Here is an 11,696-nt window from a genome sequence, read left to right on the forward strand (position 1 = left end):
GCATTATAACTCCAACTGTTATTGCAAAATAATCTAATTTCAAGGCTCCTGTTTCTAAATTTTTATATTTTTCTAAAATTTTCCCTATTGAAATATTCAGAACATCATAAGTATGTGTTGAAACTTTAACTCCCTGATCATCATATAATTCAAGATCTTTAACATCTTGAAAATTTAGTAGAATATCTATAAACTTCAAAATCTTACTGTTTTTCTCCATAAATAAATTCCTCAATTCTTTTTATTAAATTTTCACCTTTTAGTCCTTCTTTTTCTAAAATTTCTTCTCTTTTTGCATGTGGTATTATTGCTTTTTTTAATGATAATCTGTGAATTTTTTTATTAATCCCTTTATCATTTAAAAATTCAAGAATTGCTGTGCTAAAAGAATTTCTCATATAAGTTTCCTCTAATATAAAGATATTGTCATAAATTTTTATAGAATTCATTAAATACTCTTCATCAAATGGCTTTACTGATGCAGCACTAACTATTGTCCCACCAATACCTTTTTTTAAAAGTTTATCGTTAATTTCTACTATTTCCTTCAACATTGTACCTGTTGCTATAAATAAATTTTTATTTCCTTTTTTTATTTCTTTCCATTTTCCTATTTCAAGTTTTTCTTCCCTTTCTAAATTAAAAACACTGTCTTTTGCTATTCTTATAACTAAAGGACCTGTATCAAAATTTTTAGAGAGTTCCAAAGCCTGCTCCAATTCATTTTTTGTTGTTGGACATAGAACAGTATAGTTTTCTATACTTAAAAAGAATGAAAGATCATATATTCCATTATGTGTCTTTCCATCCTGTCCTACAATACCTGCTCTATCTATAATAAACCTAACTGGAAGGTTCTGAACAGATACATCATGTATCAATTGACTAACTGCTCTTTGAATAAATGTTGAATAAACACATACATATGGTTTTTTATTAGATTTAGCAAGAGCAGCAGCAAAAGTAACTAAAAAACCTTCTGCTATTCCCGTATCTATACATCTTTCTGGAATAGCTTTATTAAATAAATCCAAGCAAGTTCCTTTTATCATACCTGCAGAAAGTGCAAAAATATTCTCATCTTCTTTTGCAATATCCAATATCTTTTCTCCAAAAATATCCGAATATGTTTTTATAGATGATTTTTTTATCTGGCCAGTCAATATATCAAACGGAGCTACTCCATGAAATTTTTCTTTGTCCTCTAGAGCAAAAGAATAACCTCTTCCTTTTTGAGTCTTTACCAAAAGTAAAGTTGGTCCTTTAAATTTTTTTATTTTCTTTAATACTAAAAGAAGTTCCTCAATATTATGGCCATCAACAGCTCCAAAAAAATTAAATCCTATACTCTCTACTACATACAAAGGAGTTAAAAAATTCTTAAGCGAGCTCTCTAATCTTTCTAAAACTTCTTTTATCGCATTGGCTTTTATTTTATTTACTAGACTTTTAACTTCTGTCCTAAAACTCCTATATGTGCCACTTAAAATTATTTTTTCTAAAAATTTAGAAATATAACCCACATTTTTTCCAATTGACATTTCATTATCATTTAGTATAACTATGATGTTTTCTAACTTTTTATATCCTATATAATTTAATGCCTCTAAAGAATGACCATTAGCTATCGAGGCATCTCCTACTATAACTATAACTTTCTTATCAGGATTAGCCAATGCAAATCCTACAGCTGCAGGTAAAGCAGTACCAGCATGTCCAGAAATAAAATGGTCATATGAACTTTCACTTGGATCCATAAATGGAGATATTCCATTTTGTGCTCTCAATGTTGAAAATTCTCTTTCTCTTCCTGTAAGAATTTTATATACATATGATTGATGTCCTACATCAAATAATATAATATCACTAGAAAAATCATAGATTTCATTTAAACATACAGTAAGTTCAACAACACCTAAATTTGGACCTAAATGTCCTCCATTTTTACTAACAACTTCTATTAATTTCTCTCTTATTTCACTACATTTTTTTGTCAGTTGTTCTATCATAACTTCCTCTATTCCAATTTTATGTATATTATTTTTGATTTTTCCATTCTAATGAAATACTAGGTTTCTCTTTGTTTTCCTTAAAAATTATTATAGTTTTTCCTATCATACCTACTAATTCAAACTCTTTGTAATCCATTAATTTTGTATAAATTTGATTTTTATCCTGTTCACAATTTTGTAAAATTTTAGCTTTTATTAATTCTCTTGATTCTATAGCATCAAGAATACTTTTAATAATATTTTCATTTAATCCTTCTTTTCCTATTCTTACAATAGGCTCAAGCTTGTGTGCTTTCTTTTTTAAAAAAGCTCTTTTTTTACTATTCATATTTAATTTCCCCTTATATCTCTAAAAACATAGGTAGTACTATTGGAGTTCTTTTAAATTTTTCATAAAATAATCTAGATATAATATCTTTAATATTATTTTTCAAATCCCCCCAATCTTTTCCCTCATAATATTTATTTTCTTTTATCTTACTTTTCAAAATCTCTAAAGCTTCTTTCACTATATCCTCAGAATCTTTATGATAAACAACCCCTTTTGTGGATAGTTCAGGTCCTGCAATTATTTTCCCATCCTCCTTATTAATAGAATAAGCTACTATTACTATTCCATCTTCTGATAACTGTTGCCTATCTTTTATTACTTTATTTCCTATATCTCCTACACCTAGACCATCTATCAATATATCTCCAGAATTAACTTTACCTGAAATTTTTACATAGTCTTTAGTTACTTCTATTTTATCTCCATTTTGAGTTATTAGTACTCTTTCTTTAGGAACTCCAGTCTCTATAGCTGATTTCATATGAGCCTTTAACATTCTGTACTCTCCATGTACTGGCATAAAATATTTAGGATTTATTAAATTTAACATTAATTTTTGTTCTTCCTTACTTCCATGTCCAGATACATGTATCCCTGCTATCTTTTTAAATACTAAATCTACATCATATCGTAAAATATTATTTATATTATACGATACTGCTTTTTCATTTCCTGGAATCGGTGTTGAAGATATAATGACTGTATCTCCTTCTTTCAATTTTATATGCTTATGCATATTTTTAGCTATTCTTGATAAAGCCGCTAAAGGCTCTCCTTGCGTACCTGTACATATTATTAAAACCTTATCATCATCTAATTTTTCAACAGATGAAAGAGGGACTAAAGTATTTTCTGGAATATTTAAATATCCAACTGTGGGAGCTATCTCAAAAATTTTAACTAAGCTTCTCCCATCTATTGCAACTTTTCTTTTGTATTGAGTTGCTATGTCAATTATTTGTTGAATTCTATGAACATGAGATGCAAAAACTGCAATTATTATCCTTCCATTCGCCTTTGCAAATTCTTGCTTGAATGCATCTCCAACACTTCTTTCTGAAGGTGTAAATCCTTCTACTTCCGAATTAGTTGAGTCAGATAACATCAAGTCTACCCCCTCTTCTCCTAATTCAGCTAGTCTCATAAAATCTACTCTTTCTCCATCTATTGGAGTTAGATCTATTTTAAAATCTCCACTGTGAAAAACATGTCCTGCTGGTGTTTTTATAGATAAACAATATGAATCTGCTATTGAATGAGTCACTCTTATAAATTCAACTGTAAAATATTTACCAACTTGTATTTTACTTCTCGGACCTATTTCTAACATTTTAGGAATTTTTTTTCTTTTATCAAAATTTTCAAATTTTGATTTTATAAGTGCATTTGTCAATTTTCCACTATATATAGGGGTATCTTTTTCTATTTTTTCATATAAATAGGGAATACCACCTATATGATCTTCGTGTCCATGTGTTACAAAGACACCTTTTATTTTTGATTTATTATTTTCTAAAAAAGAATAATCAGGAATAACTAAATCTATTCCAGGTAAGCTTTCATCAGGAAATATAGCCCCCGCGTCAACTAAAATTATCTCATCCTTATATTGAAATACAGTAGTATTTTTCCCAACTTCTTCTAAGCCACCTAGAGGAATAACATACATTTTATCTAAATTTTTACTCTTTTTACTTTCCTTTGTTGTTAACTCCTCTTTTATTTCTATAATCTTTTCTTCTACATTTTTCTTTCTTTTATTACTATTTTGATTTTTATCCTTCTTTTTTTCGTTTATAGTTTTTCTCTCTTCCTTCTTTCTTTTTAAATTTTTAACATCATTTTTGATTGAATTTATTTTATCTTTTATTGATAGTCTATTATTATTTTTTTCTTCTTTATCTTGTTTCCTTTTTTTCATTTTCTCTCCTATCTAAATTTAATTAATTTGAGAAATAGTAGAATTTAATTCAGAATTTAACTCAGTTTTAATAAGTGGTTCTGGTTTCTTTATTCCATGTTCAATTTCTAAGTATTTATCCAAAAATCTTTTTGCCATACCTCCAGCTATGGAACCTCCACCTCCAGCACCTTCCAATAAACATAAAAAAACAATCTCTGGATCTTCTGCTGGAAAATATCCTGCAACCCAAGCATGAGTTAACTTTGAATGTGGATTTTGAGCTGAACCACTCTTAGCTGCTACTTTAACATATGGATTTCTAAGAGTTCTTGTAGTCCCGTTATCCTGTTGAACTGTTGCCACTAAAGCATCATTTATAACCTCATAATAAGAGTCAGGATAATCTTTTATTTTTTCCATATGTACTTTTACCTTTTCTCTTAAACCTGTGTAAGGATCTACAATTTCACTTACTACATGTGGATCATATGCCCATCCTCTATTGGCCAGAAACGAATAAACCTTTGCCATTTGAATAGGGGTAACAAGTGTATAACCTTGACCTATAGATAACAAAATTCCATCCCCCTTATACCAAGAAGTTCCCACTCTTTTCTTTTTCCATTCTGGGTCTGGAATTATTCCCTTTCTTTCACCAGGAACATCTATATCTGTCTTGCTTCCCAATTTAAATTCTCGAGCTGTATCTATAATTGCCATTGCACCTATTTTATCAGCATATCTATAATAATATGGGTTAGCAGATTCAACTAACGATTTTTTCATATCAGTTGCTCCATGACCACCATACTTCCAAGCCCTCCATTTCCAATTTCCAATTTGATAATAACCAGTATAATCCATATATTTTTCTTTTGGGTCTATACCATTGTCTAAAAAAGAAAAAGCAGAGATGACTTTAAATATAGAACCTGGTGGATATTCTCCTGCAATACTTTTATTAGTTAAAATTTTTCTTGGATCATTTGAAATTTTATCCCAATCTTCAACAGATATCTGTGAACTAAAAAGATTCAGAGAATAAGTTGGGTAGCTTACTATTGTTACTATTTCTCCTGTTTTAGCTTTTAAGGCTATAAAAGAACCACTTCTTTCATCTTTTTCAAATTCTTCTTCCATATATTTTTGCAGTTCTATATCTATGCTCATATGCAAGTCTTTACCAACAATCGGTTCTTTTTTTTCTCCTATCTGCCTTTGGATTTTATTAAGTGCATTAACTTCTATATATTCATAGCCTACTTGCCCTTTTAAAATACTATCGTATGTTTTTTCTATTCCATTTTTCCCAATTATATCTCTTGGTGTATAATCTTTTTCCTTCAACTCTTCATATTCTTTTTCAGATATCTTTTTCACATAACCTAAAGTATGAGATGCAACATCATCATAAAGATACCTTCTCTTAGAATAAGCTTGAACTTCTATGAAAGGATAATCTCCTGCAACTTCTATTAATTTATGAGCACTGACCTCATCTAAATCTTCCATCAATATACTTTCTTTAGTATAGGGGAATATTTCCGCATTTTTTATTCTTTTAGATATATATTCTTCATCTTTTCCTACTAATTCTGCTATTTTTTTTATATATTCAGGGTTTTGTTCTCTACCTTCTAAATAAATAAGCCTATACCCTGCACCATTTGTAACTACTGTTCTTCCTTTGCTGTCAATTATTTTGCCTCTTGGTGAATCTATTCTTACAACTTTAAACTGATTTCTCTCTGAAAGTTGAAGGTATTCCTCACCTTTTATCAATTGTAAATATCCTAATCTTCCTATAAGAATCAAAAAACAACAAAAAACGCCTATTTTAAAAATAGCCTCTCTATCTTTTTTTCTCTCACCTAATATAATTTGCTCTTTTTCTCTTCTAAATTTCATTTATTTATTATCCTTTTATTTCAATATATTTAGTGTATATATAATTCCAAAATATAAAGCCACAAATATTTATTATAAAACACTTTATACTGAAAACATTAAAACTAAGTAAACCATAAAAAGCTATTTGTAATAATAATATATAGACAGCTGTTCTTTTATTATAATCCATAAATGATAAAACTATCCCATTTAATATTATATAAAATAATATGACTAAAAATATATAAAAATATCTATCTGTCTGAGTTGTTATCAAAATATATGTCAATAATAGAAAAAATATACTGCCCTTTCTCTTCACAGTATACGAAATAAAGGGAAGTGATGTAAATAAAATCATTCCATCTAAGGGAAGACTATTTTCAATAAGTATCAAAACTAAAGATAAAACTGATAACATTTTATCTGCTCCCTTATTTTATTATAATATGTACTTTATCTTTCATAGAATCTATTTCAACCATGTTGTTTATATTAAGAAGTTTTGATATTTTATAAGCTATAAAATAATCCTCTTTGCTATATTCTATTAAAGTTTCTTGAACATCTTCTTTCGCCTTATGAATTGATAAATTTTTATAACCCTGCTTTTTTAGCATATCTATAATTGATTTTGATGTTGTTTCCTGTAAAGAATAAACTTCTATTTTAAAATCAATTTTTTCTTCCTTTCCTAGCACTATAACTATATTTGCCAAAGTAGGAATTGCAGATTTGCTCTTAATCTTAAAGTATTTCTCTGGTAATTTTTCTATTATTTCAGCAGCTTTTTCTTTAGATATATCATTTAAAATAATGTAACTTTCTTCTTGTTGCATTTCATAATTAGCCGCATTATACTTCATTCCTAACTTGGCTTTTATAAACTCTCCAGTTTTTCTTGCATACCCTCCTCTTCCATTTGCATTCAAAACATCAACCAATATATTCTCATTTAATTCATATATTGAATTCTTTTCATTATATAATTCTTTAAACATAGCGGAAACACTTGAAGTTAATATTAATCTTTTATCTCCAACATTCGTCTCAGGTATATTTTTTTCGTTTTCAACATCTAGTTTTAAACTTCCTGAAGAAATAACTACGTACCTGTTCATTTTTTCAGGCATAATTTCATTTATCTTTTCTAAGACACTTTCATAGTTCTTAGTAGCAACTATATCTTTAATAGTTTCTTCATTATTAATACTTAACTCAAAAGGAATCTTTACAGCCAACCTATCTTCATATACAGCAAATAAATTTTGTTTACCAATTATTAAAACCCTCTCATCTTTAGATAATTTTATATTATTTCCTCTAAAATTAAAATATAACAATGTTGTTAATATTAAAATTAGAATTAAAATAAATACTGGGGCTCTTCCTCTTTTTTTTCTCTTTTTTGTCATAGTAAGTCTCCTTTTTCTCCAACTAAAACAGCTTCTTCTATTTTTTCAATTTTTAAATCAACTATTTCATTTACATTAAATTTAAATTTATTGTTATTTTTTAATTTAACCTTTAAATAATTATCGCTATAACCTAAAAATTCTCCTTCCTTTTCCTCCTCTAATAAAACAGCCAAAGTCTTACCTAAATACTTTTCACGACTTTCAAGAAACATTTTATTTTTTAATTCCTCCAATTTATCTGCTCTAAATTTCTTTGTTCTAGAGTCTATCTTTCCCTCCATTTTACTAGCAATTGTATCCTCTCTATCAGAATACTGAAAGATATGTAAATTTGAAAATTTAATCTCTTCAATTAATTTATATGTATTCCAAAACATTTCTTCACTCTCTTTAGGAAAACCTACTATTACATCTGCTGTAAATTCAATATTTTTAACTTTTTCTTTTAATTTTAAAAGTCTTTCTTTTATAAGAGAAGCTCCATAATTTCTTCTCATATTTTTAAGAACTGTATCATCACAAGATTGAAGTGAAATATGAAGATGTTTTGCCATTTTTTTATTTTTAAATAAATCTATAAAATCATCTGACAATTTATCTGGGTATACAGAGCCTATTCTTACTCTTTCTAATTTTTCTACTTTTAAAATTTCTCTAACTAAGTTTTCAAAACTATCTTTTTCTTTAAAATCTTCACCGTATGCCCCTAGATTTATCCCTATTAAAATTATTTCTTTAAAACCATCTTTAACCAGTCTATTTATTTCTTTTAATATATTTTCTTTTGTTCTTGATCTACTTCTTCCTCTAGCATAAGGAATTTTACAATAAGAACAAAATTGATTACAGCCATCCTGTATTTTCACATAGGCTCTACTCATCTCTCGAAGTGTAGCAAATTCATATTCTTGGTATTCTCTTTCTTGAAAAATATTCCCTTGTTTGTGTCGTTCGTTGTTCAAATCTTCTATTGCTTCAACAAAATTAATTATATTACTTTTATTTTTATTGTCTATTACATAATCTACATCTTCTATTTCTAAAATTTCTCTACTATTAGTTTGTGCATAACAACCTGTTACTATTACCTTTCCATTAGGATTTATTCTCTTTGCTCTTCTTAGCATATTTCTAGTCTTTCTATCTGCTATACTTGTTACTGTGCAAGAATTTATAATATAAATATCAGACATTTCCTCAAAAGATACCTCTTCATATCCTTTTTTTAATAACTGATTTTTTATACTTTCTGTTTCGTATTGATTTACTTTACAACCAAGAGTATGAAAGGCTACTCTCTTATTGAAATTCATTTATTATTACTCCTCCCGTTACTATAGCGGCTGTTTCAGCTCTCAATATTCTTTTTCCTAAACTTATTATATTAATATTTTTTGTCTTAAAAAAATCTATTTCACTTTGATCAAAGCCACCTTCTGGACCTATTATAAAAAGGATTCTTTTAGGTTTATTAGATAGTTTTTTGAATACATCTCTTAGATAAATTTGTTCTTCACATTCATAAGGAACTATTATTATATCATAAAAAGAATAGTCTATTTCAGTTATTTTTGTTATTTCTTCAATCTCTGTAGGTTGGATTCCTTGGCATTGTTTAAGTGTTTCTCTTACAATTATATCCCATTTCTCTTTTTTCTTATTAAGTTTTACTACAGATCTTTTAGCCGCTATAGGAATTATTTTTTTTATTCCCAATTCTGTTAATTTTTGAATTGTTAAATCCATTTTTTCATTTTTTAAAAGACAAATTCCAGCATCAATTTCTATATCGTATGAGAAAGTATCTTTTTTTATACTAAGAATTTTTAAAAAAACTTTCTTTTCTTCTATTTTTTCAATTTGACATAAATATTCATTTTTACCGTCAACTACTCTTATTTCATCTCCCACAGTTTTTCGAAAAACATTCTTTATATGATTTATATCAGCTAAACTGTCTATTACTATTCCATCTCTATAAAAATTACCTGTATCTACAATAACAGTTATCAAGTTGTTCTCCTATATTCTATTACCATTTTTTATAAAATCATCCAATGAAGTTTCAGATAATATTTTAGTCATAGCATTATCAAGCTTACTCCAAATACAAGTAGTACCACACATTTCGTCCTTACAACTATGTCTTGCCTCTTCTGATTCATTACAATCTATAACTTTAACCTCATCATCTAAAATTTTATAAATACTGTATAAATCAATCTCTTTTGCTTCTTTTGCAAGTTTATAGCCTCCTGTTGGCCCTCTTTTCCCTTCAATAACATTTTCATTTTTTAATTTAAATAATATCTGCTCTAAATACTGAACAGATATGCCTTGATCTTCAGAAATATCTCTAATTCTGACTAATTTTGTTTCACTTGAATTCTCCGCTATATAAGCCAGAGCTTTTAATCCATATCTTACCTTTGTATTAATTTTCATACTATTTTACCTTTCTTCTTTCCTTTTAAAATGCTGGTATGCTTTTAAAGTTACGACTCTACCTCTGTTTGTTCTTTTTAAAAATCCCATTTTTACAAGATAAGGTTCATATATCTCCTCCAAGGTTCTTTTATCTTCACCTAGCAAAAGAGAAAGTGTCTCTATACCAACTGGACCTCCGTCATAATTATCTATAATTGATTTTATAATATTTCTATCTAGTTCATCCAAACCGTTTTCATCTACTCCAAGCATGTCCAAAGCTTTTTTTGCTATTTGTTCATCTATAAGACCATTTCCTTTTATATCACAATAATCTCTGACTCTTTTCAGTAATCTATTAGCTATTCTAGGAGTACCACGGCTTCTTTTAGAAATTTCAGTAGCTCCTTTTTCATCTATGGCAACTCCAAGTATTTTAGCTCCTCTAATTACTATGCCCTTTATTTCTATTTCGTTGTAGTATTCCATTTTATGACTTACTCCAAATCTATCTCTAAGGGGTGAGCTTAAAAGGCCTGCCCTTGTTGTCGCACCAACTAAAGTGAAGGGAGGAAGTTCTATTCTTATTGACCTTGCTGAAGGACCTTTACCTATCATAATATCAAGTTCTCCATCTTCCATAGCAGGATATAATATCTCCTCAACTGAGCTGTTTAATCTATGAATTTCATCAATAAATAAAATATCATTCTCTTCTAATGATGTTAAAATAGCAGCTAAATCTCCCGCTTTATCTAAAATTGGCCCAGATGTTATTTTTAAATTTGCTTTCATTTCATTCGCAATTACTCCTGCTAAAGTAGTTTTACCAAGTCCAGGAGGACCATACAGTAGAATATGATCAACAGTCGTACTTCTTTTTTTAGCTGCTTGGATACAAATAGACATTTTTTCTTTCAAATTTTCTTGGCCTATGTATTCTCTAAATGTCTTAGGTCTTAGTGTTTTTTGTATTTCAATTTCATTTTCTATTTCTAAATCACTTATTATTCGTTCCACAATTACTCCTTAATTAAACAAATAAAAAAATAAAATATTGAAAAAGACCTATTATCGCTCCCAATATTGCTCCAATAATCTCTATATGCTTTAATTCTCTTTTTGCTAAATCAAATATTAGTTTTTCTGTTTTCTCCAGTGAAAAGTTAGAAATTTTATCTACAATTATTTTTTTAAAGTCAGTTCTTTCTTCAATATAACTAGAAAAAAAGTTAACCACTTCTTCTTTATTTTCAAAAATTATTTTCTTTATTGCTAGCTTTATTTCATCAAGTACCTTATCATTTAAAAAAAGCTGAAGAAAAGGAAACATTTCTTTTATTCTCAATTTTAAATCCTTTTCTAAAATACTATCTATTAAATTATCAAGTTTATCAAAAAACTCTTCATCGCTTAGTTTTTCAACAATATCTCTTATAGAAACAAGTTCCTTCTCAATTGTTTCAGCAATTCCTTCTCCTATTTCATGCTTCCTTTTGGGGATTAAGCCTTGTATCTTAAAAAATATAAAATTTATCTCTCTATGAGGTCTAAATAACATTTTTATAGCAACGAAATTTGTTATCCAACCTATCAATGCACTTATAGTTATTATAAAAATTAGTTTACTCATTTCTCACCTAAAAACTTTCTATATAAAATTCTTTATATATTTTATCATAAATAATATTAAATTTGAAATTTTTTAAAAATTT

Annotated in this window: 11 protein-coding genes and 1 pseudogene; all 12 read right to left on the bottom strand. The window is 27.8% G+C overall.

The window, feature by feature from the left end:
• A pseudogene (locus Q4A58_RS07115) lies at positions 1-220 on the bottom strand (phosphohydrolase); the annotation flags it as partial.
• On the bottom strand, positions 204-2,009 hold the full coding sequence (gene dxs / locus Q4A58_RS07120; RefSeq protein ID WP_303117856.1) for a 1-deoxy-D-xylulose-5-phosphate synthase: 1,806 nt from the start codon (positions 2,007-2,009) through the stop codon (positions 204-206). The pseudogene Q4A58_RS07115 and the gene dxs, both read right to left, overlap by 17 nt.
• 28 nt (positions 2,010-2,037) lie before the next feature.
• Positions 2,038-2,340: a ribosome assembly RNA-binding protein YhbY gene (gene yhbY, locus Q4A58_RS07125; protein ID WP_303117858.1), complete on the bottom strand. Its 303-nt coding sequence runs from the start codon at positions 2,338-2,340 to the stop codon at positions 2,038-2,040.
• Positions 2,341-2,353: 13 nt separating this feature from the next.
• Positions 2,354-4,264 (bottom strand): ribonuclease J, encoded by a 1,911-nt coding sequence (locus tag Q4A58_RS07130; RefSeq protein ID WP_303117860.1) that lies wholly within the window; start codon positions 4,262-4,264, stop codon positions 2,354-2,356.
• An 18-nt stretch (positions 4,265-4,282) separates the two neighbouring features.
• On the bottom strand, positions 4,283-6,154 hold the full coding sequence (gene mrdA, locus Q4A58_RS07135; RefSeq protein ID WP_303117861.1) for a penicillin-binding protein 2: 1,872 nt from the start codon (positions 6,152-6,154) through the stop codon (positions 4,283-4,285).
• A gap of 7 nt (positions 6,155-6,161) precedes the next feature.
• Entirely contained in the window at positions 6,162-6,557 is a 396-nt protein-coding gene (locus Q4A58_RS07140) for a hypothetical protein (protein ID WP_303117864.1), read from the bottom strand.
• 13 nt (positions 6,558-6,570) lie between these two features.
• Positions 6,571-7,551: a LytR C-terminal domain-containing protein gene (locus tag Q4A58_RS07145; protein ID WP_303117866.1), complete on the bottom strand. Its 981-nt coding sequence runs from the start codon at positions 7,549-7,551 to the stop codon at positions 6,571-6,573.
• The gene (gene mtaB, locus Q4A58_RS07150) at positions 7,548-8,867 is read right to left on the bottom strand and encodes a tRNA (N(6)-L-threonylcarbamoyladenosine(37)-C(2))-methylthiotransferase MtaB (protein ID WP_303117867.1); all 1,320 of its coding nucleotides are present in this window, start codon (positions 8,865-8,867) and stop codon (positions 7,548-7,550) included. The genes Q4A58_RS07145 and mtaB overlap by 4 nt, the downstream gene beginning before the upstream one ends.
• Positions 8,854-9,567: a 16S rRNA (uracil(1498)-N(3))-methyltransferase gene (locus Q4A58_RS07155; RefSeq protein ID WP_303117869.1), complete on the bottom strand. Its 714-nt coding sequence runs from the start codon at positions 9,565-9,567 to the stop codon at positions 8,854-8,856. The genes mtaB and Q4A58_RS07155 overlap by 14 nt, the downstream gene beginning before the upstream one ends.
• A gap of 9 nt (positions 9,568-9,576) precedes the next feature.
• Complete coding sequence (locus Q4A58_RS07160; protein ID WP_303117870.1) at positions 9,577-9,999, bottom strand: Rrf2 family transcriptional regulator; 423 nt, start codon at positions 9,997-9,999, stop codon at positions 9,577-9,579.
• Positions 10,000-10,005: 6 nt separating this feature from the next.
• Positions 10,006-11,001 carry a Holliday junction branch migration DNA helicase RuvB gene (ruvB, locus tag Q4A58_RS07165; protein ID WP_303117871.1) on the bottom strand — a complete coding sequence of 332 codons (996 nt, stop codon included), beginning with the start codon at positions 10,999-11,001 and terminating at the stop codon, positions 10,006-10,008.
• Positions 11,002-11,014: 13 nt separating this feature from the next.
• Positions 11,015-11,614: a DUF445 domain-containing protein gene (locus Q4A58_RS07170; RefSeq protein WP_303117873.1), complete on the bottom strand. Its 600-nt coding sequence runs from the start codon at positions 11,612-11,614 to the stop codon at positions 11,015-11,017.
• Positions 11,615-11,696 lie beyond the last annotated feature (82 nt).

It is taken from the genome of Fusobacterium sp., assembly GCF_030528405.1.
Lineage (GTDB): Bacteria > Fusobacteriota > Fusobacteriia > Fusobacteriales > Fusobacteriaceae > Fusobacterium.

Bases quoted from the DNA above. Each gene is read 5' to 3' on its own strand.
- Q4A58_RS07145 (WP_303117866.1), bottom strand. From the start codon at position 7,551: ATGACAAAAAAGAGAAAAAAAAGAGGAAGAGCCCCAGTATTTATTTTA.
- Q4A58_RS07130 (WP_303117860.1), bottom strand. From the start codon at position 4,264: ATGAAAAAAAGGAAACAAGATAAAGAAGAAAAAAATAATAATAGACTA.
- yhbY (WP_303117858.1), bottom strand. From the start codon at position 2,340: ATGAATAGTAAAAAAAGAGCTTTTTTAAAAAAGAAAGCACACAAGCTT.
- mrdA (WP_303117861.1), bottom strand. From the start codon at position 6,154: ATGAAATTTAGAAGAGAAAAAGAGCAAATTATATTAGGTGAGAGAAAA.
- Q4A58_RS07160 (WP_303117870.1), bottom strand. From the start codon at position 9,999: ATGAAAATTAATACAAAGGTAAGATATGGATTAAAAGCTCTGGCTTAT.
- Q4A58_RS07140 (WP_303117864.1), bottom strand. From the start codon at position 6,557: ATGTTATCAGTTTTATCTTTAGTTTTGATACTTATTGAAAATAGTCTT.
- mtaB (WP_303117867.1), bottom strand. From the start codon at position 8,867: ATGAATTTCAATAAGAGAGTAGCCTTTCATACTCTTGGTTGTAAAGTA.
- dxs (WP_303117856.1), bottom strand. From the start codon at position 2,009: ATGATAGAACAACTGACAAAAAAATGTAGTGAAATAAGAGAGAAATTA.
- Q4A58_RS07170 (WP_303117873.1), bottom strand. From the start codon at position 11,614: ATGAGTAAACTAATTTTTATAATAACTATAAGTGCATTGATAGGTTGG.